Annotated in this window: 23 protein-coding genes and 4 pseudogenes; 17 read left to right on the forward strand and 10 right to left on the reverse strand. The window is 54.2% G+C overall.

What is annotated here, in order from left to right; all coding sequences use genetic code 11:
- The first annotated feature begins 397 nt into the window (after positions 1-397).
- On the forward strand, positions 398-1072 hold the full coding sequence (locus AC4PS6_RS25425) for a heavy metal response regulator transcription factor (RefSeq protein WP_019818115.1): 675 nt from the start codon (positions 398-400) through the stop codon (positions 1070-1072).
- A gap of 761 nt (positions 1073-1833) precedes the next feature.
- On the opposite strand, the pseudogene tnpC (AC4PS6_RS25430) reads toward AC4PS6_RS25425, so the two are convergent.
- Positions 1834-2678, reverse strand: a pseudogene (tnpC, locus tag AC4PS6_RS25430) (IS66 family transposase); the annotation flags it as partial.
- 233 nt (positions 2679-2911) lie between these two features.
- On the opposite strand from tnpC (AC4PS6_RS25430), the gene AC4PS6_RS25435 reads away from it, so the two are divergent.
- Positions 2912-3193 carry a DUF411 domain-containing protein gene (locus AC4PS6_RS25435; RefSeq protein WP_181125140.1) on the forward strand — a complete coding sequence of 94 codons (282 nt, stop codon included), beginning with the start codon at positions 2912-2914 and terminating at the stop codon, positions 3191-3193.
- A 124-nt stretch (positions 3194-3317) separates the two neighbouring features.
- Here AC4PS6_RS25435 and AC4PS6_RS25440 read toward each other — a convergent pair whose 3' ends face one another.
- From AC4PS6_RS25440 to AC4PS6_RS25455, 4 genes are all read right to left on the reverse strand, one after another.
- Positions 3318-3716 (reverse strand): TFIIB-type zinc ribbon-containing protein, encoded by a 399-nt coding sequence (locus AC4PS6_RS25440; protein WP_073844972.1) that lies wholly within the window; start codon positions 3714-3716, stop codon positions 3318-3320.
- 46 nt (positions 3717-3762) lie between these two features.
- Positions 3763-6222, reverse strand: a complete 2460-nt coding sequence (locus AC4PS6_RS25445; RefSeq protein ID WP_024073364.1) for a heavy metal translocating P-type ATPase — start codon at positions 6220-6222, stop codon at positions 3763-3765.
- A 514-nt stretch (positions 6223-6736) separates the two neighbouring features.
- Entirely contained in the window at positions 6737-6868 is a 132-nt protein-coding gene (locus AC4PS6_RS25450; protein WP_024073362.1) for a hypothetical protein, read from the reverse strand.
- Between the two features lie 265 nt (positions 6869-7133).
- Positions 7134-7568 carry a MerR family transcriptional regulator gene (locus AC4PS6_RS25455; protein WP_024073361.1) on the reverse strand — a complete coding sequence of 145 codons (435 nt, stop codon included), beginning with the start codon at positions 7566-7568 and terminating at the stop codon, positions 7134-7136.
- Positions 7569-7661: 93 nt separating this feature from the next.
- Here AC4PS6_RS25455 and AC4PS6_RS25460 point away from each other — a divergent pair, with 93 nt between their 5' ends.
- The gene (locus tag AC4PS6_RS25460) at positions 7662-8624 is read left to right on the forward strand and encodes an arsenic resistance protein (protein ID WP_024073360.1); all 963 of its coding nucleotides are present in this window, start codon (positions 7662-7664) and stop codon (positions 8622-8624) included.
- Between the two features lie 38 nt (positions 8625-8662).
- On the opposite strand, the pseudogene AC4PS6_RS25465 reads toward AC4PS6_RS25460, so the two are convergent.
- The 5 genes and pseudogenes from AC4PS6_RS25465 to AC4PS6_RS25485 form a co-directional block, all read right to left on the reverse strand.
- A pseudogene (locus AC4PS6_RS25465) lies at positions 8663-8884 on the reverse strand (transposase domain-containing protein); the annotation flags it as partial.
- Between the two features lie 104 nt (positions 8885-8988).
- Positions 8989-10650, reverse strand: coding sequence for a group II intron reverse transcriptase/maturase (gene ltrA, locus AC4PS6_RS25470; RefSeq protein WP_024073359.1), 1662 nt, complete (start codon positions 10648-10650; stop codon positions 8989-8991).
- Between the two features lie 578 nt (positions 10651-11228).
- Positions 11229-12536: pseudogene (gene tnpC, locus AC4PS6_RS25475) on the reverse strand (IS66 family transposase); the annotation flags it as partial.
- A gap of 61 nt (positions 12537-12597) precedes the next feature.
- Positions 12598-12933 (reverse strand): IS66 family insertion sequence element accessory protein TnpB, encoded by a 336-nt coding sequence (gene tnpB / locus AC4PS6_RS25480; protein WP_024073357.1) that lies wholly within the window; start codon positions 12931-12933, stop codon positions 12598-12600.
- Positions 12930-13235, reverse strand: coding sequence for a transposase (locus AC4PS6_RS25485; RefSeq protein ID WP_093235877.1), 306 nt, complete (start codon positions 13233-13235; stop codon positions 12930-12932). The genes tnpB and AC4PS6_RS25485 overlap by 4 nt, the downstream gene beginning before the upstream one ends.
- A gap of 191 nt (positions 13236-13426) precedes the next feature.
- On the opposite strand from AC4PS6_RS25485, the pseudogene AC4PS6_RS25490 reads away from it, so the two are divergent.
- From AC4PS6_RS25490 to AC4PS6_RS25555, 14 genes and pseudogenes are all read left to right on the forward strand, one after another.
- Positions 13427-13658 (forward strand): annotated as a pseudogene (locus AC4PS6_RS25490) (DEAD/DEAH box helicase); the annotation flags it as partial.
- 159 nt (positions 13659-13817) lie between these two features.
- Positions 13818-14534 (forward strand): hypothetical protein, encoded by a 717-nt coding sequence (locus tag AC4PS6_RS25495; protein ID WP_024073356.1) that lies wholly within the window; start codon positions 13818-13820, stop codon positions 14532-14534.
- A gap of 40 nt (positions 14535-14574) precedes the next feature.
- Positions 14575-15327 carry a TIGR03759 family integrating conjugative element protein gene (locus AC4PS6_RS25500; protein ID WP_024073355.1) on the forward strand — a complete coding sequence of 251 codons (753 nt, stop codon included), beginning with the start codon at positions 14575-14577 and terminating at the stop codon, positions 15325-15327.
- Positions 15312-15869, forward strand: coding sequence for a lysozyme family protein (locus tag AC4PS6_RS25505; protein WP_339233003.1), 558 nt, complete (start codon positions 15312-15314; stop codon positions 15867-15869). The genes AC4PS6_RS25500 and AC4PS6_RS25505 overlap by 16 nt, the downstream gene beginning before the upstream one ends.
- Entirely contained in the window at positions 15866-16369 is a 504-nt protein-coding gene (locus AC4PS6_RS25510) for an integrating conjugative element protein (protein ID WP_008437383.1), read from the forward strand. Before AC4PS6_RS25505 ends, AC4PS6_RS25510 begins: the two co-directional genes overlap by 4 nt.
- A gap of 7 nt (positions 16370-16376) precedes the next feature.
- Positions 16377-16661 carry a hypothetical protein gene (locus AC4PS6_RS25515; protein WP_024073354.1) on the forward strand — a complete coding sequence of 95 codons (285 nt, stop codon included), beginning with the start codon at positions 16377-16379 and terminating at the stop codon, positions 16659-16661.
- Positions 16621-17031 (forward strand): hypothetical protein, encoded by a 411-nt coding sequence (locus AC4PS6_RS25520; protein ID WP_008437384.1) that lies wholly within the window; start codon positions 16621-16623, stop codon positions 17029-17031. The genes AC4PS6_RS25515 and AC4PS6_RS25520 overlap by 41 nt, the downstream gene beginning before the upstream one ends.
- Before the next feature lie 3 nt (positions 17032-17034).
- Positions 17035-19251 (forward strand): type IV conjugative transfer system coupling protein TraD, encoded by a 2217-nt coding sequence (gene traD / locus AC4PS6_RS25525; RefSeq protein ID WP_024073353.1) that lies wholly within the window; start codon positions 17035-17037, stop codon positions 19249-19251.
- A gap of 18 nt (positions 19252-19269) precedes the next feature.
- The gene (locus AC4PS6_RS25530) at positions 19270-20025 is read left to right on the forward strand and encodes a TIGR03747 family integrating conjugative element membrane protein (protein WP_008437388.1); all 756 of its coding nucleotides are present in this window, start codon (positions 19270-19272) and stop codon (positions 20023-20025) included.
- A 9-nt stretch (positions 20026-20034) separates the two neighbouring features.
- On the forward strand, positions 20035-21513 hold the full coding sequence (locus AC4PS6_RS25535) for a UvrD-helicase domain-containing protein (RefSeq protein WP_008437391.1): 1479 nt from the start codon (positions 20035-20037) through the stop codon (positions 21511-21513).
- A gap of 75 nt (positions 21514-21588) precedes the next feature.
- A complete protein-coding gene (locus AC4PS6_RS25540; protein WP_008437393.1) occupies positions 21589-21900 on the forward strand; it encodes a hypothetical protein in 312 nt (103 codons plus the stop codon).
- A gap of 157 nt (positions 21901-22057) precedes the next feature.
- Positions 22058-22366, forward strand: coding sequence for an integrative conjugative element protein, RAQPRD family (locus AC4PS6_RS25545; protein WP_178110642.1), 309 nt, complete (start codon positions 22058-22060; stop codon positions 22364-22366).
- The gene (locus AC4PS6_RS25550) at positions 22363-22602 is read left to right on the forward strand and encodes a TIGR03758 family integrating conjugative element protein (RefSeq protein WP_008437400.1); all 240 of its coding nucleotides are present in this window, start codon (positions 22363-22365) and stop codon (positions 22600-22602) included. The genes AC4PS6_RS25545 and AC4PS6_RS25550 overlap by 4 nt, the downstream gene beginning before the upstream one ends.
- 18 nt (positions 22603-22620) lie before the next feature.
- Positions 22621-22959, forward strand: a complete 339-nt coding sequence (locus tag AC4PS6_RS25555) for a TIGR03745 family integrating conjugative element membrane protein (RefSeq protein ID WP_008437401.1) — start codon at positions 22621-22623, stop codon at positions 22957-22959.
- Positions 22960-22971 lie beyond the last annotated feature (12 nt).

Consider the following 22971-nt stretch of genomic DNA (forward strand, 5'->3'; position numbering starts at 1 on the left):
AGGTGAATATTTTGCGCCCCCCTGGGGCGCTTTTTTTTACCTAAAATTCGAGTAAATCTTCGAGTACGCGCACCGCGTCCCGATGGAGTTCATGACTGCACCAGTGACCGCCTTCTTCAGCATGAGAAAAATCGCCCTCATCTGCACGGAATAAAATGGCCATAATAAAAAAAACAACCCAACATTTCATAAGGTCAATTCAGCAGTAGAGAAATAACCCGCAACTGGTTGGTCCGAGCCACGATATAATATATCGCGATGTTATCAAGTGTATTGCTCACTGATTACAAGTACGTTATTTAGCCCCCACCCAAGTGGTTTTGAATTATCATTCCTGCCAATGATGACAGCGCATTCGCGTAGTTAAAACAGCTCAGTCATATCGAGACAAAATCCAATGCGAATTCTGGTAATTGAGGACGAAGTAAAAACTGCCGAATATGTGCGCCAAGGCCTTACGGAGAGCGGTTATATCGTGGATTGCGTACATACCGGATACGACGGGCTTTTTCTGGCCAAACAACATATGTACGAGTTAATCATCCTAGATATCAACCTGCCGGAGATGGATGGGTGGCAGGTACTTGAATTGTTGCGAAGAAACAATTGTCTTTGTAGAATTATGATGCTTACTGCTCGAAGTCGCTTGGTTGATAAAATCAGAGGACTAGAGAATGGTGCAGATGATTACCTAATTAAGCCTTTTGAATTCCCGGAACTGCTTGCTCGAGTTCGCGCACTGATGCGCAGGTCTGATAATCCAGCATCTGTTGAGATCATTCGCGTAGCCGATCTGGAGCTGGATCAAAGCCGTCATAGGGCGTTTAGAGACGGTCAGCGTATCGACTTAACAACGAAGGAATTCGCACTTCTGCACTATTTAATGAGAAATACGGGAATTGTCCTGAGTCGTACACAGATCATATCTCAGGTATGGGACATGAATTTCGACTGCGATACAAATGTTGTAGAAGTTTCAATTAGAAGATTAAGAGCCAAGATGGATGATCCTTTTGAAAACAAACTGATACATACACTCAGAGGCGTAGGATATGTTCTAGAAAAACGCTAGCGTGCTGTTCTTGAAGCAATCACATACGCTCCTGTGATTTCGCCGACTCACGGGCACTTCAGGTTTCATCCAAGTTTGTCTTTCACTTGGCGCTTCTGGCCTACCGCGTCGGATATACATTTCGGCGCGCAAAAAACTTGCTAATCGAAGCTTTCAACTCGCCTACCGGTCCAAAACCGTGGTGCGAAAAAACACCATACCCCCCCGAAACAGCGCTCGATAATGCTTATCCACAAGCTGGATTTCAGTGTCCAATGTATGTGGAAGCGTTCAGACCCGCTTTCACTTTAGGTATTTGTGAGTAACGTAGTTGCCGATGATAAAGTGTAGTTCAAGGAACGTGGATTTTTATCAGTTGATACTCTCATAATCTGGTGAGACGAACTACGTGACGGTGCCACGGCGCACATATCCATGTAGTTGCGTGTGGATATGATAAATCTACCGGGGCATGAAGCCTAAGCATGCCATGGAGTGGACAATACGGTCGTGACTTAAAGGTCGCATACTCTATGATCTCTGAAGGCGAGCAAGTGAATCACTCCGGCTCTCTAGATACCTTGCAAGCTCATTGCATAACGCTTTTAAACTCTACAGTGAAAGCTACATATTGAAACGATTACGGCGTTTTGCGTTGATGGTTGACGATATTCGACACCTCCCCTTGCCGTCGGGTTAAGCCGTCACACTTGCTCAATCGTCAGAACTTTTGCATTAGCTTGAGTATCGCCATAAGCGTCCGGGCATCACGCCTTGCGTGATTAAAAAGATTGCGGCAGCAACTGATCGATTTCACTCGCCCGCTGCGTCGGCAGCCGCGTGAGAGCATCCTTCAGATATGCATACGGATCATGACCATTCAGGCGCGCAGACTGGATCAGACTCATGATCGCTGCCGCACGTTTTCCGCTGCGTAAGGCCCCTGCAAAGAGCCAGTTCTTGCGCCCAAGGCCCTATGATCGGATCTGGTTCTCTGCCCAGTTATTGTCTATGGGTACAGCCCCGTCATCGAGGTAGCGCGACAGCGCTGCCCAGCGTTCGAGACTGTAATCGAGTGCTCTGCTGATGGCTGAGACTTCAGGCACGAGGTCACGCTAGGCAATCAACCTGGCGTGCAGCATATTCATCACCCGTACAGCTTTTTCTTGCCGTATTCGGAGTCGTAAATCCGGCCCCAGATCGCGACTTCGCTTTCAATTTCGTACAACAACTGGATATAACGCAGAGCTTGCTCCGCAAGCGTGCTTTTATTCTTAGCGTGCAGCTCAAAGAAATTACGTTGCGCATGAGCCATTCACCCGATCTCGGTCACGTCTAGTTCGAAGCTGGCTTTGTAACCGACACAATCATCGCAGACCAGCTTGTCCTTCCAGTCATTCAGGAAGTTGCGAGCGTGTTCTCCGGCGCGGCTAGGGCTGAAGTCGTGAACCACCGCTGCCGCGTCCGAGAACTGGCTGGTGGCATAGGACCAAATATAAGAACTGTGGGTTTTCTTAGTTCCCGGCATGAGCATTTGCACAGGTGTCTCATCGGCTTGAATAATCTGCTGCCCGAGAACCACGTCGCGCAGCGCATCAACCAGCGGCTGGAACTGAACCCCAGTCACGGCCATCTGGCCACCGTCGGTGAGGCTATGCACGCTAACTCCTCCTCTCTTTCTCTTCGTTAAGTAGCATCAGCCATGAATTCATTCAAAAAGACCGTTCAAGTCATTGCACTCGTTGCAACGCTAAATGCAGCCTCATTGTTACAGGCAGCGTAATCAATTGCCGTCTACAAAGCCCCTAACTGTGGCTGCTGGACCAGGTGGATCGCTTATCTGAAGGAGTGGTCGACTATATGGAAAACAACATTAGCGATATGAACGAGAAGCTCGGCGTACCCGTAAATCTGGCGTCGTGCCACACGGGAGTTGTAAGTGGGAAATTCGTCGAAGGCCATGTTCCGGTCACACAAATTGCTGAACTAAGTCGACGAGCCAATCTGGACGGAATAGCTGCCTTCGGTATGCCCGTGGGATCGCTCGGAATGGAGTCAGGTGACCGACGCAGCGCCTACCCGGTAATTGGGATGAGCAAGTCAAGGGGAGAGACGGTTTTACAGGATTTTCGGGCCCGCTAGTGGCTGAGGAACCGCTCTACTAAACTGGTTGAATACCGGATACCGGGTTTCGAAAAAGCTACAGCCGGCTGATCAAATCTTCCGGCTGGAGTCTGATTAGCGGATCGCTGTATCCAAGCAAATATTAGTCGAAAATTTCCCGTAAAAACGATTTCTTATGATAAACCTGCTCTTCCTGATGCCTCGACTGATTCTGATGGCCGTTCTGATATCCGTCCCGCCAACCACCACCGTGACCAGGCTGCGGCGCGGAGTGGCCGTGCTTAGTGCCGCGTTTGTTGTCATGGTGGCCAGAAGACGGCTGGGCATACACAGGTTCAGACGGAGGTGTACCTTGCAGCGACTGAGATACGCTCTGTGGAAGAAAACGAGCTTCTTGTTCTTCCTGCTGGCTACGCTCGATGATCTTGTCGAGTTCTCCCCGGTCAAGCCAAACACCTCGACATTGCGGGCAATAGTCGATTTCAACGTTTTGACGTTCCGACATTACCAACAGTACTTCTTTGCAAACTGGGCAGTGCATGGTTCTCTCCTCCAGCGAATGAGCTATATAAAACGCAGCAGCCATTTCACCGACGCAGCAGCCGCAAGCCATTGAATACGACGAGCAAGCTCGCCCCCATGTCGGCGAAAACGGCCATCCACAATGTCGCGAAACCAGAGAGAGCCAACGCCAAGAAGACAACTTTTATGCCCAGAGCCAAAATGATGTTTTGCTTTAGAACCGAGGCGGATCGGCGACTCAGGCTGATAAAGTACGCGATTTTTCGAGGGTCGTCGTCCATGATCGCAACGTCAGCTGTTTCGAGAGCTGTCGCTGTCCCTGCGGCTCCCATTGCGAAACCTATATCGGATTGCGCTAAGGCGGGGGCGTCATTAACGCCGTCACCAACCATCCCAACGGCGCCATATCTGCGTTTGAGTTCAGCGACTGCAGTCTGCTTGTCCTCTGGCATCAGATTTCCACGGGCATCCTCGATGCCCAATTGCTCAGCGATCGACCTCGCCGTCGCAGGATTATCCCCAGTCAGCATTACTGGAACCACGTTCAAAGCCTTCAAAGCAGCCACAGCTTCAACACTCTCCGGTCGGACTGTGTCTGCGACCGCGAATATCGCGGCGGGGCCGCTATTGCCGCATAGCACGATCACCGTTTTGCCAGTTTCCTCAAGCCGTGAAAGTCTGGCCTCCAGCTCCGAAGAACACACGCCCAACTCCTCAACCAAACGATGGTTGCCTAGATGCCAAAGATGACCGTCGATCGTGCCTTTCACGCCTCGGCCATTTAGCACACTGAAGTCACTGACAGGCAGAGCCACAGCGCCAGGCTGCTGCGATTTCCACCCATTGACCAATGCTTTCGCTACTGGGTGGGTACTTTGCTCATCAAGACTCGCAGCAATCAAAGTTGCCTTCTCGATAGACAAGTCACTGAATATATCTGAGTCAGTCAGAACTGGCTTGCCCTGAGTCAACGTGCCTGTTTTATCCAGAGCAACCACCTTCAGCAGGCGCCCGCTTTCCAGGTAGGCACCACCCTTGATCAAGATTCCATGCCGTGCGGCTGCGGCAAGACCACTCACAACAGTGACAGGCGTTGAGACGACCAAGGCACAAGGACACGCGATGACCAACAACACCAGGGCCTCATACAACCATTCACCCCACGTACCACCAAGCAGCACTGGGCCTAAAACGGCAACAAGAAATGCCACCGCCACTACGGCTGGGGTGTAATACCGTGCGAACTGGTCAACGAACCTCTGCGTCGGCGCCCGCTGAGACTGCGCATCCTGAATCGCGGCAGCAATACGAGCGAGCGTACTTTCGCCAGCGACTGCCGTGACAGTCGCCTCCACGACGCCGTCTGTCACGATACTGCCAGCATATAGCGGATCCCCCTCTGCCTTATCTACTGGCAAGCTTTCACCAGTGATAGGGGCTTGGTCGAGAGCAGCACGACCAGATTCCACCCTCGCATCCAGCGGTACCCGCGACCCTGTGCGAACACGAATACGGCTGCCGAGAACGACATTCTCAACCGGGTGTTCTTTCCAGCCAGCTTCGGTCATGACTTCCGCAGTCTCAGGAGCTAATGCAGTCAGCGATTTAATCGCGTTACGCGCTCGCTCAAGTGAGAGTGCTTCGATGGCTTCGGCAATAGCGAAAAGGAAAACCACCATCGCGGCTTCCGGCCACTTGCCAATCACCATGGCACCCAAGACAGCCAAAGACATCAAGAAGTAGATGTTCAATGTGAAGTTCTTTACAGCGATCCACCCCTTCTTCAGAGTTGGTAGACCAGCAGTAAGAATGGACAGCGCAGCCAAGGACATTACAGGCAAAGAACCCTCCTGTCCGGTCGTCCAAGCGATCACTTCAGCGGCGATGGCAGCTAGACCGCTGACCGCCAGCAGCCCTTTCAAGCGCGTCGTCAGAGCAGGTGAAATGGCATTCGGGGTTGCGCCGGCCTCGATGAGATTGGGCCCCATATCCAGCGCGGTCAAAGCGATGACTATCGCCTTCGGATCATCCAAGCGATGATGCACTGTCAGCTCACGATCCAACAGATTGAAATCAAGTCGTGCGATGCCAGGCATCGGCTCTAAGCGATTACGAATTAGCCGCTCTTCGGTAGGGCAATCCATCTTATCAATGCGATACCGAACCAGGGTCGTGCCTTCTGGCTCAGCCATGGCCGAATGTGAAGTCACCGCCCCTGCGGAATCCACTTTGCTCAAACAGCAATGGTCGGCATCGGAATGGGCTTGAGCTGAAGTGCCATGATCGTGTGCGCTATGGTCTTGATTATGGTCGGTGGACTTGGCTCCACAAGGCTGAGAATCCTTCGAACCGCACGCATGCGATCCCGTTCTGCCCAAGCTCTCGGCGTGATCAGGCCCATGCTCAACATGATGTGCACGAGAATGAACCTGTTTGGCGAAGGTCTCGCGGGGGTCAGCAGAACAGCAATCGTCCGACTTCGGCACGAGGTGCAATTTGGCTTTCGACGGGTTTTCCTGGCTCATGACGCATCTACCAATAAGGATATGGCGTCATTGAACAGCCTGTAGTAGCTACAGTGTCAAGCAATGAGTTTGAAATTTCGACTGGGCCGAGGGCGCCGCTCGAGTCTACGTCCCTCAGTGCGAGCGCCTGATAGCTGCATGCTGCGATGCATCAGCCAGGTTGGTCAGCACCTCAAATGCCCACTCAGCTTTCACCCTGGGAGTCATGCATATCGAGCAAGTCGTCAATCGCGTTGTGAAGCCTACGAGTAAACGTTTGGAGAAATCCGCCATGATGGTTTTCGACGCCATTGGCATGTGTCGGCTGTAGACCTCTCTAAGCGCTCATTACCATCGGTAGCCGACAGGGTTAAGGGTAGAAATATCCAGAAAGCTCCTCGACACAGTCGCACCAGCATGTCCTCCTCAACAACCCTACTACAAGCTTTTCGGCATTAATTAGGAGATGCCCACTGGAAATCCGGTGACACCTGCTAACCGAGAATAAAACCCCGCCATGTCTGGCGGGGTCTCATCAATCACCCTTCTTGTGCTTATGCACGTCCAGGTCGGGATGCTTAGGCTTGTTCTCGGGGGTTACACGGCGACGCTGGTCTGTCTTGCCGGTTGATTCGGCAATTGGCTTGGGCCCAGGTTTGATGGCCATAGAACTTGCTCCTTCAGTTGATAGGTATATGCCCTGGCAAACGTCTGCCGTGTAAGCGTTCGCTCAGTACGGTCACGAGATTGAGGGCCCCAAACACTATAGCTTGATATTTTTATGCCAGCAGTGGCGCACCACTTTAGTAAGCGTCTGCCGAACACATCTTGCACCAGCCCGTTTGGTGTAGACGGACGCTCGAAAGACCCTGTCGAGACTATCGCGCTATTCGGTTTCAATGGCAGCTTGCTCCCCTATGCTCTTGACTCGTCTAGGAGCAGCAACCAGAGCGAGCCCCAGCAGCGGGTTCGAACAGTGACTCAATAATCGTACAGTCTGGAGTGTTCGAGCCTAGGCATCTTGACTCACACGTGCCTGCCATTGAGAGCAGCTCTATCCGGATCTGCAGGAGCTTAGCTACCTTAGATTCCACTTCTGCCAAGTGCTTCTTGACCACCGACAACGCATCAGCACACGGACGATCAGCATCTGCCGCGAGCGCAATGAGTTCGCGGATATCGTCGAGTGGAAAGCCCAGTTCACGATTCTGCCTGATGAAGATGAGTCGTGACCGATGCTTTTCGGTATAGATTCGATGCCGCCCTGTCGACCGTAGGGCCGGAGGGAGAAGGCCTATTTTCTCGTAGTAGCGAATCGTTTCAATGTGGCAACCCGTTGATTTCGACAGCGCTCCGATTCCTGACATCCAAACTCCCCAAGCATTTTCTTGAACCTGTAGTAGCTACAGATATTAACCTGCTCAATCGAAAAATGATTTCACGCGTTTTAAGGGCATTCCGTGGACAGAGAACAGCTAGAGAAGAACCAGATTCCCGTTTACTTCGTCGCGGTCATTGTCGCGGCTATCGGGGGCCTGCTCGCACCTGATGCCTCTCAAGCGTTAGGTGCGTTGGTGACACCAGCCATCGCTGTGCTGATGTACGCCATGTTTCTGCAGATCCCATTCTTGGATCTTCGCAAAGGGCTTGCAAACAAGCGTTTCATGACCGCGCTGCTGACCGCCAATTTCGTCGCCATCCCCCTGTTGGTTTGGGCGTTGACGATGGGCCTAGCCGACCACCCGGCGATTTTGGTGGGCGCACTATTGGTCTTGCTGACGCCTTGTATCGATTATGTTGTTGTGTTTACCCATATCGGTAAGGGCGACTCCAAACTGACTCTGGCGGCAACACCATTACTACTCGTGCTTCAGCTTGTGCTACTACCCCTCTATCTAGCCTTCATGGTGAGTGATGACTCGGCGGTGGTTATATCGGTCGGCCCATTTGTTGAGGCCTTCGTAGTGCTGATCGCTTTACCCTTGGTCTTGGCAGTAGCAACAGCTGCCGGGGCAAAGGGGTCACGCATCGTTGAGGGCTGGAACAATGTATGGGCTTGGATGCCTGTGCCAGCTATGGCGGCTGTATTGGTCGTAGTGATCGGCTCTCAGATTTCAACGGTGGTCAGAGACATGGACAAGCTGCTGCCTGTTATTCCCGTCTACATTGGTTTCATGCTCTTGGCACCCGTGGTGGGTGCGCTGGTGGCTCGGGCGTTTAAGTTACCGGCTAGCACGGCAAGATCTGTCGCTTTCAGCAGTTCGACACGAAACTCATTGGTAGTTCTACCATTGGCATTGGCCTTGCCCGAGGAAATCAGAGGGCTCGCTGCGGCAGCAGTGATTACTCAAACGCTGATTGAGTTGGTCAGCGAACTAATTTACATCCGAGCAATTCCTGCTTTGGTGTGGCGCAAAATGTAGATGCCAGGGAAGACATAAGCACAAAACACCCTGCGCGATTAAACAGGTGCCCACCTGTGCGGCAGCAGCTTGTTAATCTCACTCGCGCGCCGCGTCGGCAGGCGCGTGAGAACATCCTTTAGATAGGCGTACGGATCATGGCCATTCAGCCGCGCTGACTGGATCAAGCTCATGATCGCCGCAGCCCGTTTTCCGCTGCGTAGCGACCCGGCGAAGAGCCAGTTCTTGCGCCCAAGAGCCCATGGCCGGATCTGGTTGTCGGGTAGTCAGACGCGGTTGCCCGCGTCCAACCCCCTAAGAACCGTGCATGCGAGTTTCCCAGCACACGGCTCAAGCCTCTGCTAAGGCGCCATTGGGCACCCGGTTATACATCGTCGACATTGGCAAATTGCACATCTCGTGGGCAACGCAGGTGGTAAATCTCAAGATTAGCCGCAGCGTCCGTCCCGCCATGACCTAGCTTCACAATATGGCGACTGTGCCACGGTGTGTCTTTGGTCACCGGCTTGAAGCAGGCGCAGCACCTGCCGCCCTGTTGCACCCATACCCGATACAGCTTGGCTCGACCTTTAACGGAAGTGAGCATCTTCTTGCCCCAGCGGGACTCGAAGTACTCATCCCATGCAGGGTCGTGAGGGTTGGCAGCAGCCTTAATCTTGATATGTCGCACAATCGGTGTGTCTGAGGCGTCTACTAGCGTGTACTGACGCTTCCGACCATCGGCGGATTTTTCAGTACACGAGAACACCCAACGGCGCGCCCCTTGTACTTTGAAATACCGATCCTTCACCCATCGGCGTGTCTTGCGAGGGTGGCGACGTACCGCCCATCGCCAGAGCATTTCCCACACTGCGCTGTCCACCTGGTTGAAGACCTTCTTGGCGACGACATGACTGTGATAGTTCGCCCAGCCCCGTAGAACCGGGTTGAGCAAACCTATCAAGTTAGCCTGTCGTATCGTTTTGTTGGTCTTGATCAACTCTCGCAGCTTGGCAAGTAGAGCCCCGATGTTCGCCTTGGACGGCTTGATCAGGAGCTTGCCGTTGTACTTGCGCAGGTTCCATCCGAGGAAGTCGAACCCGTCCCCTATGTGCGTTATCTTGGTTTTTTCCGGAGAGAGGACAAGTCCACGCTCTGCCAGAAATTCAACCACGGCGGGCCTGACTTCATTCTCCAGCCATTCTTTCGAACAACCAGTGATGATGAAATCATCTGCATAACGCACCACGCGCATTTTTCGGGCTGTCCACTTCGCGTTGGGAAATCTCTTCGCCAGCATCGCTTCCAACCCATCCAGCGTCATGTTCGCCAACCCCGGGGATATGATGCCTCCCTGCGGGGTTCCGGCGTGGCTGGGGAATAGCTGCTTTTGGTAGACATAACCAGCCCGGAGCCATTTCTGCAAAATCGCCTTGTCCATGGGAATGTTGGCGATCAACCAGTCATGGCTGATATTGTCGAAACAGCCTTGAATGTCGCCCTCTAACACCCATTCCGCGTTTGCTTTTCGTGACAGCACACCAAAGCACTGTGCGACGGCATCCGCAGTTGAGCGTTCCGGCCTGAACCCATAAGAGTTCGGGTCGCCGGTAGTTTCCGCTATCGGTTCCAGAGCCAGCAGATGAAGCGCCTGCATGGCCCGGCATTTCATCGCGGGAATTCCAAGAGGTCTCGTTTTGCCGTTTTTCTTCGGAATAAGCACTCTCCGAAGCGGGAGCGGCGAGTAACCTCGCCGCGTCAACGACTCTATCGCGCCGAGCTTGGCCCTAGGCGTATTCCAAGTAACCTTGTCCACGCCGGGGGTATTTTTGCCTTTGTTTTCAGACACCCGTTTCACAGCAAATGCCTTGCCACTGAACGAGTGAGTCAGCAGCCATTGCAGGGCTTTCACCTTGTTATGTCTGCCATCTTGTACAGCCTTCACAATACGCGCTTGCAGCCCTCTGACACGACGTTGTACGGCGATCCAATCGATGCTGTCCCACGACGTGCCGGAAGGTGCACACGCCAATGCTGCTGCGTTCATTTGCTCTCCTTCCGTTGAAAGGGTTCTACCTACTCTCGTGTGAAGAGAGACCATGAGGACGTCTGCCCGCTTTCGCGTGAAGTGATGTTTCAACCTCTATCCAACCCATTACAGGACGGCGTTCGCTTTTTCCTCGTTCCTTCGCCCGCACCGCCATGGGCAATTTTTACAAACGGCTTTCCCTGACGGGAGCGATACGGGATTTCCACGTTCCGCTTACTGAAGTGCGTCGGGTTAGGTGCCTGCTATCGACCGGGAGGCATGTGGGTCACGAATGCGTAGTAGAAAGACGCAGTTCCCACCTCCATTACCATTTTGGTTCGAGCGTGTAAGCCATTTCCGCTCGCTTAATTTAACGATCGTTGCGCAGATTCACGTGTGTTCACCATACCAACTATCTAGCACTTGTCCGGCCATGGCTGCCAGAAGGGTACGCCTCTCACGATTGGTACCCCGCACCTTGCGGCGCCTCGTAACATTGTCGAAGGCGCTCTTGATTCAGCCTTCTAGATTCACCCGGTGACACGGGTGGTTCCCACCAAGGGGGAACAACTTCATTAAGCGACTTCGTGTCGCACCTCCGCCCAATTATTATCAATGGGAACCGCCCCGTCATCGAGGTAGCGCGACAGCGCTGCCCAGCGTTTAAGGCTGTAATCGAGCGCTCTGCTGATGGCCGAACCTTCGGGCACAAGATCACGCTGCGCGTTCATCCAGGCATGCAGCCTATCCTTCACCGGTACGGCTTTTTCTTGCCGTATTCGGCGCCGTAAATCCGGCTCCAGGTCTCTGACTTCTCTTTCGATTTCGTACAACAACTGGATATAGCGCAGGGCTTGCTCGGCGAGCGTGCTTTTATTCGTAGCGTGCAGTTCAAAGAACTTGCGCCGTGCATGGGCCATGCAGCCGATCTCGGTCACGCCGAGTTCAAAGCTGGCCTTGTAGCCGCCAAAATCGTCGCAGACCAACTTGCCATTCCAGTCCTGAAGGAAGTCGCGAGCATGCTCTCCGGCGCGACTGGGGCTGAAGTCATAAACCACCGCTGCCACATCCGAGAACTGGCTGGTAGCGTAGGACCACACATAGGAGCGGTGGGTTTTCTTTGTTCCCGGCATGAGCATCTGCACCGGTGTTTCATCTGCGTGGATGATTTGTTGCCCAAGCACTACTTCGCGCAGCGCATCGACCAGCGGCTGCAACTGAACTCCGGTCACGCCAACCCATTGAGCCAAGGTTGAACGTGGAATCGCCAAGCCCGCTCGACCTAAGATCGATTCCTGACGGTAAAGCGGCAGATGGTCAGCAAACTTGGCGATCATGACGTGTGCGAGCAGGCCCGAAGTCGGGATGCCCTTATCAATGACCTGCGGCGGAACCGGTGCCTGGATCAGCGTTTCGCAGTTATCGCAGACCCACTTGCCACGGACATGGCGTTCGACGGTGAACACGCCGGGCGTGTAGTCCAGCTTCTCGCTAACGTCCTCACCGATGCGCTTCAGGGCGCAGCCGCATGGGCGGTGAGTGTTGTCCGGTTCGTGATGGATCAACGTTCGCGGAAATTCTGCCGGCAATGCCGTGCGCTTGGGCCTTAGCTTTTCCTCGGTCGCCTCTGGTGCTATTTGCAACGCCTGAAGCTCGGCCTCAATCGCCGCGATATCAGTATCGATCAGGTCATCTAGCAGGCTGGCCTGTTCAGGATTCATCTGCTCGCTGCGCTTGGCAAACTTCAAACGCTTGAGCTGGGCGATCTCGTGGGTCTGTTTCTCAATGACTGTTTGATCACGGTTGATTTTCTTGCCCATAGTGTCGACTTGCGAGAGCAACTGCGCTGCGAGGACGCGCAGTTGATTGGGAGACAGTTGGTCGAGATTGGGCGAAGAAGTCATACGCCGGACTTTGCCAGAGCGGGCGTTTCGCGACGATAGACCGATAGGCTAATGGCTGCCGTTAAAGCAGTGTGATCGAGCCTCCAGAACCTGCGCGTTGCCATGGCAGCCCCAGCAACAACGTTTGAAGTTGCTCGGCATCCAGTTCCATCTCAGGACCATGGCGGATGCCAGGCCAGTGGAACTTGCCTTGGTTTAACCGGCGCGCCGCCAGCCATATTCCGAAGCCGTCATGCACCAGCACTTTCATGCGATTGGCGCGGCGGTTGGCGAACAGATAAGCGCAGTGCGGCTGCGCCGCACCGAACACCGCGATCACCTTGGCTAGCGCCGTTTCGGTGCCTGCGCGCATGGCCATCGGTTCGGTGGCGAGCCAGATGGAGTCGATGTGAATCATCGCAGAATATCTCGAAGAAAAGTCGCGCAGGCGGCAGCACTTTCAGTGGGCCAGTCCACTTTGATGATGGCGCGCGGGTGCTGTATTTCAACGCAGATATTCGATGATGCTGGATGGGAGTTCGCCCCCGCAGGTGGGTGTGCCGGAATTTTCTGCGTTTGCAGCCGAATCCATTTGTGGACGAGGTTTGCGTTGAGGCTATGGCCGAGCGCGACGCTGGCAATCGAAGCGCCTGGTTGGGCGCACTCTTGAATGATCTGGGCTTTGAAGGATTTGGAATAGGAACGGCGTGTTGGCTGCATGAAATACCCGCTTGAAAGGCTAGAATTGGTGTCCACTTAATTTAAATGCACACCATGTCTTCGCTTTGCAGAGCTGGGTAGATGACCTGGCCGGACGGTTACCCACTTTATTCTGACTCCGCAGATCATTATCACGGGTTTTTAAGACTTTACTCCGCGCAGTGGGGCTACGGTATATGGCTTTACCCAACACCTTGCAACAGGCATTTCGACGGTGATGGCGGATTGGGCAAAAGCAGCCAGTGAGGGTGTTTTTTTGGCTATGCCGGCAGCTCTCAGATTACTTGCCTGCAGTTGATGGCCAAGAAAATCGCCGTGATTCAAAGCACGTCGGGAGATGTGCCAGATTCTGGTCTCGACTCGCTGAACCAAGATGGTGATTCAGTTGAAATGACACTTGCAAGGCAGCTCATTGCTTCATAGTTTGACGGCCACCTTCGGGTGGCCATTTTTTTATAACGATCCCAATTTACCAGCGGCCAACTCGACACTTCAAAAACCATGCGTCCTGGAAAACCTATTTCCTGATGCACCTAAGAGACTGGTTTGAGAGGGTGTATTCGCTTTTGCGCGAGGACGCCCATGAACCTACCACGCCCTACTCGAACCACAGCGATACTCAGTCTGTGCCTTGCATTATTGGCAGGCATTCTGTGTTATGAGCATCATCAACTCTCCCAACTCCGCACCAGCTTGGCTGCGACTGCAGACAAAGAGTCGCTCGATGCGTTGTTGACGCGGCTTGGCAAAGTCGATGAGCGACTGGGCACGGTAGCCGGCAACCACCTGGTGACCAACGAGGACTTCCGAGCCGGGCAGCAGGCTTTATCGAATCGAATTGATGCCGCACAAGCGTATGCAAAGCAAGCGACGGAGTCAGCGCAAGAAATCTCTCAAAATGCTGCGTCTGCTGGTGAATTGCTAGTCCTCAAAGCCAGCGTCGAAACACTCGATAGCCGTCTTCAAGAACTCAGTCAGTCACGCATCAAACAAACCACTGCTGTGCCCCTCAAGCCCAAGCCTAAGCCCGTTGCCCGCCAACCAAAGCGGCCAAAACCGCCCGCTACCGCCACTGTCACACCGCAAACACCCCCTTTTACCGTTGTCGGTATCGAGTATCGCGGCGGTGAACGCTTTTTGTCCGTAGCACCGCCTGGCAGCACGCAGTTGAATCAAATTTACCTTATCCGACCTGGTGACGCTGTGGCGGGCACCGCCTGGCGACTCAACGCGCTGGACGGAAGATCCGCACGCTTTGACGTGGCCGGAACACCTCAAACCGTAACCGTCGCGCAATAGGACCTCCTTTATGCACTCCCCTACCACTTCCTCGAAAACAATGAAGCCCAGGAACATTTTGGGTTTCATTGCAGGCTTGGCCACCTTCGCGTTTGCATACGGCTGTCATGCGGCTTCGGGGCAATCAACGTCGATCTCGAACACTCAGAACAGTGAAGTTCACAACTCTTCTCAAGGAGCAAGTCAGACAGAACTCGCCCGCGAGTGGGGATTGACCCCCCAAGAATGGTCCCGTTTTCAAACTGTGATGGAGGGTCCTCGCGGAATCTATTCGCCAGGCCTGGATCCTCTGACAGCACTTGGCATCGAAGCGAAGTCGGAGGAGGAGCGGCGACGCTATGCAGAGCTGCAGGTGCGAGCCGAGCGACAGCGTATCGATAAGGAACTGGCGTACCAAAGGGCCTATGACCAAGCCTTCGCACGTCTTTACCCCAATGAAAAAGTCATCCAACTATCGTCCAACCCTGCATCTGCTCCTGGCTCGGGAGCGTTAACTGCTGTGAAAGGCACTGGACGACTAGCCGTTTTTGTTCAAGACAGTTGCAACGCATGTATTGACCGCGTCAAAGACTTACAAAACCAGAAACAGTCCTTTGATCTGTACTTCGTTGGTAGTCAAGGTGATGACGAAATAATTCGCCGCTGGGCCATCTTGGCTGGAGTCGAACCGGCCAGCGTGAGAAGCCGACAGATCACATTGAATCACGATGCCGGTCGATGGCTTGGCCTTGGACTCGGCGGTGAGCTGCCGGCCGTGGTACGCGAGGTGAATGGACAATGGCAGCGTCTGTAATTCGCGCGGCTTTAACGGGGGGGCTACTGCTCACCGCGGCATTTGCTAACGGTGCCGAGGTTCCGCCACCGGCCTATCAGTTGATTGCCCTGCCTGCCGGCGTTCCGTCCGAGGTGCTGTACTCCGTTGCACTGCAAGAGAGTGGCACCCGACTTCGCGGCCAGATCGTCCCCTGGCCCTGGACGTTGAATGTCGCCGGCGCCGGATATCGCTTTGCGACACGCAGCGATGCTTGCAGAGCGTTGATGATCGCCCTTCAGACCGCAGGCCCAAATAGAGTCGACGTCGGGCTTGGACAAACCAACATCGGTGCCAACGGCCACCGTTATAGCTATCCCTGCGAAGGGCTGGATCCGTACAAAAACCTCTCGGTTACGGCCCACATCCTGGCTGAGCAAAAAGCCAAAGGAGGCGACTGGATCACCGCTGCTGGTCGGTACCACCGCCCTGCCGGAGGCGAACCCGCTGCCCGATACCGACGAGCTTTTGCCAAACACCTCAGCCGGGTCACCGGTATCAACCTGATGGCGAATAATCCATGAATAGATTGCTGCATCTGCCTGTTTTGCTGTCTTTGGCCTCCCCCATGGCAGTGCATGCCACCTCGCTGATTGTTGTTGAAGACCGAGGGGGTGTTTCCGCTCTGCCCTACTACCAGTACTTGGCTCCAGAACCTACTGAGCAGTCAGCACAGTCAGAGAATATTGGTGTGCGTGGGCAAGGCTCGTTTCCAGTGCGCTCTGACCAACTGACACCCGGGCAGGTACAGGGCCGGGTAATCAATGCACCTGGCCTGCAACCATTGTTTCTTGTAGGCGACGATGAAAGCTCCAGAAAGTGGTTATCACAGCGCCGCGATCAGTTACAGCAACTGCAGGCAGTGGGCCTTGTGGTTAACGTGGCCAGCGCCGAGCGGTTTGCCGAAATCCAACGATGGGCAGGAAATCTACAGTTGGTCCCGGCTCCATCAAATGATCTGGCACAGCGCTTGGGAGTCCAGCATTACCCGCTGTTGATCACTGCCACAACGATCCAGCAGTAACCAGGGTATGGCCTCTCTTACGCACATCACCTTGGTCATCAAGCAACCAGATGACCCACGAGCAGGCCAACTGCTTTTTGAACAGGTCACCTATGTCGCCAAGCTCTATGGCGGCACCGTCATCGCCCGCGTACCTGGTGACGAGGTGGAGCTATGTCAGCGGCTAAAAGAACGACTGCCCGAGGCAGTTGAGCAAGCGAGGCAAGAGTTGGCCAATTCATCATCACGCATGAAAGGAGGATCCCGGCCCCATGAAGCTGACCAAGAAGCAACGCTGCGAGCTTCACGCTAAATTCGCGGGCCATTGCGCATACTGCGGTGTGCTGTTGGGTGACCGGTGGCATGCGGACCACATGGAAGCAGTATGGCGAGAACCAGAGAGGGTGGACGGCAAGTACTCCGGTGCCATCATTTTGGGGCGGCCAGAGAACCACGCCATCAGCAACATGATGCCCGCGTGCGTGCCGTGTAATTTGAGCAAGGCAGCGATGCCACTAGAAGTCTGGCGAGAGCGCATTGCTGGACACGTCAACTCCCTTAACAGCTACCACCCCATATACCGCCTGGCCAAGTCCTATGGGCTGATCGCTGAGACAGGCAAGCCAGTCGTTTTCCATTTCGAAACAGTGGGGCCATTGTCCCCTTTCACTCATAGGAAGTGATCCATGACCACCTCCTACACCATTGAGTCGTTACTACGCCCTGCTGTTGAGCTGTACACAGTTTGCGTATGTGCCGCTGCGGCGTTGCTCTGTATTTTCGCGCCCTGGGCGGTTGCTCTGACGCCTTTATTCGGCATGGTTGCCGGTACAGGCTTTCTGGGTCTAGGGTTCGTCCGCCTCAAACAAGCGTTGGTAGTGCTGCGTTACCGGCGCAATATTCGGCGCCTACCCCACTACACCATGACCAGCAAAGACATGCCGGTCAGCAATGAGCGGCTATTCATCGGTAAAGGCTTTCGCTGGACCCAAAAACATACTCAGCGGTTGATGGAGACTTACCTCCCAAAGTACGCCGAGTATGTCGAGCCCACGTCTATCTATACCTTTGCTCGCAGAATTGAGGAGCGTCTGGAGTTCGCACCCTTTCCACTCAAATTGCTGTCAAAGGCTACCTCGTGGGATGTGCCATTTAACCCGGCGCGTCCACTTCCTCCAGTCGGGGGGCTACCGCGCTTACACGGTATAGAGCCGAACGAAGCGGATGTCAGCCTGCCACTGGGTGAGCGGGTTGGACACTCCCTTGTATTGGGGACTACTCGTGTTGGAAAAACCCGCTTGGCAGAGTTGTTTATCACCCAAGACATCAGGCGTACCCGCCGTAGCCCCCGGCGCCGCGTTCATATGGGGCGCCGCGTGCAACCCGTTCATCGAAGCCAGCGCAATGTAGAAATGGACCTGGACCGCGAAGTGGTGATTGTCTTCGATCCTAAAGGCGACGCAGACCTCCTGAAGCGCATGTACATCGAATGCAAGCGCGCAAACCGACTGGAGGAATTCTACGTGTTCCACCTAGGCTGGCCCGATCACTCCGCTCGCTACAACGCCGTCGGCCGGTTTGGTCGGATCTCGGAGGTTGCCACCCGCATTGCCGGCCAACTTTCGGGGGAAGGCAATTCCGCGGCATTCCGGGAATTCGCCTGGCGTTTCGTCAACATCATCGCGCGCGCCCTCGTGGCACTGGGACGTCGGCCGGACTATGAACAGATCCTCAAGCATGTGACAAACATTGACGCGCTGTTTATTGAGTATGCGCAGAAGCACTTTGCTGAAAATGATCCCAAAGCCTGGCAAACCATCGTTGAGCTGGAAGGAAAGATCGATCGTAAGAACCTCAGTTTCGCCATGAAGGATCGACCGCTACGCGTGGTGGCCCTGGACATGTACCTCACTCAGCAACGCATCTCCGACCCAGTGATGGAGGGTCTGCGATCAGCCGTACGCTATGACAAAACCTATTTCGACAAGATCGTGGCCAGCCTTCTGCCATTGCTGGAAAAACTGACCACAGGCCGGATTGCAGAGCTGCTATCTCCCGACTACATGGATCTTGAGGACCCACGACCAATCTTTGACTGGATGCAGATCATCCGCAAACGGGCAGTGGTCTATGTCGGCCTGGACGCTTTATCTGATACAGAGGTAGCTGCAGCGGTGGGCAACTCGATGTTCAGCGACCTGGTGTCAGTTGCGGGTCACATCTATAAGTTTGGCATCGATGATGGCTTGCCCGGGGCCACCGGCGGCAAGGTAGCAATTAACGTACATGCGGACGAATTCAACGAACTGATGGGCGATGAATTCATACCGATGATCAACAAAGGCGGTGGTGCCGGCATGCAGGTCACGGCCTATACCCAAACCATGAGCGATATTGAGGCAAAAATCGGTAACCGGGCTAAAGCTGGCCAAGTCATCGGTAACTTCAACAACCTGTTCATGTTACGTGTACGTGAGACTGCAACCGCCGAGCTGCTGACCAACCAGTTGCCAAAGGTCCAGGTGTTTACCAGTACACCAGCAAGCAGTGCAAACGACGCTATTAACGGCAACACCGCTTTCACCTCTAACACTCACGATCAGATCCAAAGTGTCAGCGTACCGATGATCGAACCGGCGCATGTGGTTGCCCTACCCAAGGGGCAATGCTTTGCCCTGATAGAGGGCGGGAATTTGTGGAAGATTCGTATGCCGTTGCCGGCAAGCGATCCCGATGAAGTGATGCCCAAGGATCTTCAGGCCTTGGTTGAGGGCATGCGTAAAGGATCCGGAACCAGCAGCGACTGGTGGCAAGCACCGGGATATGACGCACTAAGTGAGTCGCTTCCTGATGACTTGGTAGACGACTTCCGCCAGATGGCCAATAACGGAAAAGCCGCATAGGCTTGAAGGAACAGAGCCATGGCCGATATCGCGGAAAAAGCCCAGCAACAGCAGGAAGGTCAAAAAAACTTCCTGGGCATGCTGTTCTCTACCCCTTTTCATTTCTTGGGGGTGATGTTCGGCTCCTTGCTCGGCGCCATCGTCGTTGAATGGCTTTGCATGTACACGTTCTGGCCGGATGCCGGCTGGAAACATGCTCAGCAGATGTTCCAACATGAACTGGGCTGGCTGTCCCAGGATCTGCTGCACAGCGTTGTCATCAAAGAACCGGGGCGTACGGCAACCTGGCTGGCACAAACGGTCTATGACTGGCTGATGGTGAAAACCGGCATGCAGGACAATATAAATGCACTGACACAGTACGCTCGCTCAACATCACCACAACAAACGGGAACCTTGAACCTTCGCTACGAACTCGGTCGGGCGATGATCAAATTCCAGGACTATGGCTTAGCCGCGTTATACACAGTCCTGACCTTCTGTGTGCGAATGGTCATTCTGACGTTGACGATTCCGCTGTTCGCACTGGCGGCGTTCACTGGCTTGGTCGATGGCCTGGTGCGGCGTGATCTACGAAAATTCGGCTCCGGCCGCGAGTCAAGTTACCTGTATCACAAAGCCCGGGGGACGATCATTCCGCTGACCATCGTGCCCTGGACGGTCTACCTGGCCATCCCCATCAGCATCAGCCCCCTTTTGATTCTGTTGCCCTGCGCCGTGCTGTTGGGTGTGTCCGTTTACATCACCGTTTCAAGCTTCAAAAAATACCTTTAGGAGCTGCCCATGCAGTGGACACAAGAACAGCAGCCCATCATCCATTCCACGGCTGACAAGCTACTGGTTCAGGCTTTTGCCGGTACCGGCAAAACCACCACACTGGTGGGCTACGCCACACAACACGCCTCGGTGAAAATGCTCTACCTCTGCTACAACAAATCCGTCGAGCTCGCTGCCAGGGGCCGCTTTCCACGCAGAAACGTGGTGTGTAAGACGGCGCATGGCCTCGCATATGCAGTCTATGGCAGTCAGTACGCCACCAAGCAGACCAATAACTTACGCCTGACGGACATCGCAAGGGCCATCAACACCCAGGACTGGGAGCTCGTGCGGGATGTCCTCAGCACGCTTAACAACTTCATGGCCAGCGCCGATGACGAGTTGGGCCGTGTGCATTTTCCCAGATTCCAGGGGCAACGAATGCTCACAAGTGCCCAGGAACGTTTCCTGAACAATGCTTTAAACGTGGCTAAAACCATCTGGAACCGGATGATCGATCTGCAGGACACAGCAATGTCGATCACCCATGACGCTTACTTGAAGCTGTATCAGCTAAGCAAGCCCGACCTGAGCGAACGATTTAACGCCATTCTGCTCGACGAAGGTCAAGACGTGAACCCAGTTATTGCCGACATAGTAAAAATACAACGGGTCCGCAAGGTGGCAGTCGGCGATCCCCACCAGCAGATCTATCGCTTCCGCGGCGCAGAAGATGCGCTCAACAGCGACTGGATGGCCGACGCCGAACGTCACTACCTGACCCAAAGCTTTCGCTTCGGCCCTGCCGTCGCGCATGTGGCCAACATCATTCTTTTTTACAAGGGTGAGACACGAAAGCTGCAGGGGTTAGGTTGCAATACCCTGGTTAAACGGGCTCTGCCTGAAGAGCTACCGCATCGCACGTTTATCCATCGTACCGTGACCGGCGTCATCGAGAACGCCCTGCAGCTGGTCGCAAGCAACCCCAAGATTTTCTGGGTCGGCGGTATCGACAGCTACTCGCTACGCGATCTGGAAGATTTATACCTATTCAGCCGCAACCGTAACCATGAGGTGCAGAACCGCAGGCTGTTGAGAGATTACCGGGACTTTTCACAGTACGTGGAAATAGCCGAGGTAAGCCAGGATACGGAGATGTTGCGATCGATCAAGATCATTACAGCCTATCCGGACCTGCCCCAGCGGATCCAAACCCTACGTTCCCGCTCTGTAGATAACGAGCTCGACGCCACCGTGACACTCACGACTGGGCACAAGGCCAAGGGGCTGGAGTGGGACTTTGTCAGCCTGTATGACGACTTTAGCGCTGATCCGCTTTCACCCGATATCGATCAAGGTCGTAAAGATGACGAGTTGAATTTGCTGTACGTGGCGGTGACGCGAGGGATGAAGATCCTAGCGTTGAACTCAATGGTGCTTTCTATCATGCAGCGCTATGTCGATGCTCGGACCTCTGCACTCCAACCTCAGAAATCACGCGCTTAGCAACAAACTATTTCAGATTGCTGGCACGCGCTTATTATTGAAACCCTGGTAGCTCTGCACATTGAGGACGTCGCCATGGGCCGTCAGAAATTTGAATACCACACTGAGTTCTCTCCCTTTCAGTACGTTGTCAGAACCAAAAAGCTCTTCATGTTCAAGTCCGAAGAGCCCACCACTGAACCCGACACCCAGGGTTTTCTGGAAGATTCTGAACGTCAAAACCGCCTTGCTCAATTAGGCAGCGAAGGCTGGGAGCTGGTCAGCGTGCAGCCCGTGGTCAAAGGAGAAGTCAAGGTTGGCAATCAAAACGCCCAAGGCTGGGCTTACGGATTCGCCTTGCCCATCGGGTATCTGCTGTTCTTCAAACGCCCTATCCACTGTGATTGATGGTGTCAGTACCGTCAGAAGAAATCCTTACAGTCCTGAATATGGTTTTCTTGCGGCGACCATAGCTTGATCACGGCAAGCTGACGGCATCAGGAATGACTAGAGCCCAGCCGTGATCCAGTACCCGCGTCTCACTGCACTCACTTGCCGACTTGCCTTGCCAGGCCTCATCGCACTTTTTGGATGCGGCCTGCCTGTCTCTCATGCGACCGCTGCTTCAGCCTCCGAACAGGCCAACCTGGACGTGATGATCCGCCAGTTGAATGCCTTAGAGGACACCGCACGTCGTAGCGCTCAAGTGGCCGACGAACCTGGCAAGCGTTACTTCTTCGATTACCAGCGTCTAGCAGGTGATATCGCTCGAATTCGTCATGGGTTGGAGGGCTATCTAACCCCAACCCGAGCCCAGCCTCGTGATCCTGTTGAGCTGTCAGGCCAATACACGACCGAAGGACGCAAGCCATGAGCATGAGCGGCGCTCAGGCTGCTGCGTTTCAAGCGGCAGGAGGATTTCCTGCCTCGACGAGCTACCTGTTTTTCGTCGGCGTCGCTGTAGCCATCATCTTTATGTGGGGCGCCTGGGCTATCTGGAGCTGCTACCGAGGATGGGCCACTGGCAACCTTGATCGAACGATTGCCTCGACCTCGCTCGTCCGCATCCTACTGCTTTGCATGATCCTCACCACATTTGTTCTTAGTTGACCCTATGGGAGATACACCATGACTTCATTCTTAAAACCGGGCCGCATGCTGATCGGGTTGCTTGCTCTCCCCCAACTGGCCATGGCGGCTCTTCCGCAGTCTCAGCCTCCTACCCGGGGGGAAGGCTCTAACCTGATGCAAACCATGCAGAACTACGCCTTTGACGGTTTTACTTTGCTTGGCCTCATCATCTGCGCAGTCATTTTCAGTGGCGTTGCTTGGCATGCCTTCGGCACCTACCACGAAATTCAACTTGGCAAGAAAAAATGGGGAGATCTGGGGGCGACAGCCGCCGTTGGCGTCGCCATCCTCGGTGTCGCCATTTTTCTGGTCACCAAGGCTTCAAATATTCTTTAAAAGAGCCGTGGC

The organism is Pseudomonas sp. DW-iso17, from assembly GCF_058725345.1.

Bases quoted from the DNA above. Each gene is read 5' to 3' on its own strand.
- AC4PS6_RS25485 (WP_093235877.1), bottom strand. From the start codon at position 13,235: ATGCAGCCAACACGCCGTTCCTATTCCAAATCCTTCAAAGCCCAGATC.
- AC4PS6_RS25510 (WP_008437383.1), top strand. From the start codon at position 15,866: ATGAATAGATTGCTGCATCTGCCTGTTTTGCTGTCTTTGGCCTCCCCC.
- tnpB (WP_024073357.1), bottom strand. From the start codon at position 12,933: ATGATTCACATCGACTCCATCTGGCTCGCCACCGAACCGATGGCCATG.
- AC4PS6_RS25440 (WP_073844972.1), bottom strand. From the start codon at position 3,716: ATGCACTGCCCAGTTTGCAAAGAAGTACTGTTGGTAATGTCGGAACGT.
- AC4PS6_RS25425 (WP_019818115.1), top strand. From the start codon at position 398: ATGCGAATTCTGGTAATTGAGGACGAAGTAAAAACTGCCGAATATGTG.
- AC4PS6_RS25555 (WP_008437401.1), top strand. From the start codon at position 22,621: ATGACTTCATTCTTAAAACCGGGCCGCATGCTGATCGGGTTGCTTGCT.
- traD (WP_024073353.1), top strand. From the start codon at position 17,035: ATGACCACCTCCTACACCATTGAGTCGTTACTACGCCCTGCTGTTGAG.
- AC4PS6_RS25535 (WP_008437391.1), top strand. From the start codon at position 20,035: ATGCAGTGGACACAAGAACAGCAGCCCATCATCCATTCCACGGCTGAC.
- AC4PS6_RS25455 (WP_024073361.1), bottom strand. From the start codon at position 7,568: ATGTCAGGAATCGGAGCGCTGTCGAAATCAACGGGTTGCCACATTGAA.
- AC4PS6_RS25505 (WP_339233003.1), top strand. From the start codon at position 15,312: ATGGCAGCGTCTGTAATTCGCGCGGCTTTAACGGGGGGGCTACTGCTC.
- AC4PS6_RS25495 (WP_024073356.1), top strand. From the start codon at position 13,818: ATGAACCTACCACGCCCTACTCGAACCACAGCGATACTCAGTCTGTGC.
- AC4PS6_RS25450 (WP_024073362.1), bottom strand. From the start codon at position 6,868: ATGGCCATCAAACCTGGGCCCAAGCCAATTGCCGAATCAACCGGCAAG.
- AC4PS6_RS25540 (WP_008437393.1), top strand. From the start codon at position 21,589: ATGGGCCGTCAGAAATTTGAATACCACACTGAGTTCTCTCCCTTTCAG.
- ltrA (WP_024073359.1), bottom strand. From the start codon at position 10,650: ATGAACGCAGCAGCATTGGCGTGTGCACCTTCCGGCACGTCGTGGGAC.
- AC4PS6_RS25500 (WP_024073355.1), top strand. From the start codon at position 14,575: ATGAAGCCCAGGAACATTTTGGGTTTCATTGCAGGCTTGGCCACCTTC.
- AC4PS6_RS25520 (WP_008437384.1), top strand. From the start codon at position 16,621: ATGAAGCTGACCAAGAAGCAACGCTGCGAGCTTCACGCTAAATTCGCG.
- AC4PS6_RS25435 (WP_181125140.1), top strand. From the start codon at position 2,912: ATGGAAAACAACATTAGCGATATGAACGAGAAGCTCGGCGTACCCGTA.
- AC4PS6_RS25530 (WP_008437388.1), top strand. From the start codon at position 19,270: ATGGCCGATATCGCGGAAAAAGCCCAGCAACAGCAGGAAGGTCAAAAA.
- AC4PS6_RS25515 (WP_024073354.1), top strand. From the start codon at position 16,377: ATGGCCTCTCTTACGCACATCACCTTGGTCATCAAGCAACCAGATGAC.
- AC4PS6_RS25445 (WP_024073364.1), bottom strand. From the start codon at position 6,222: ATGAGCCAGGAAAACCCGTCGAAAGCCAAATTGCACCTCGTGCCGAAG.
- AC4PS6_RS25550 (WP_008437400.1), top strand. From the start codon at position 22,363: ATGAGCATGAGCGGCGCTCAGGCTGCTGCGTTTCAAGCGGCAGGAGGA.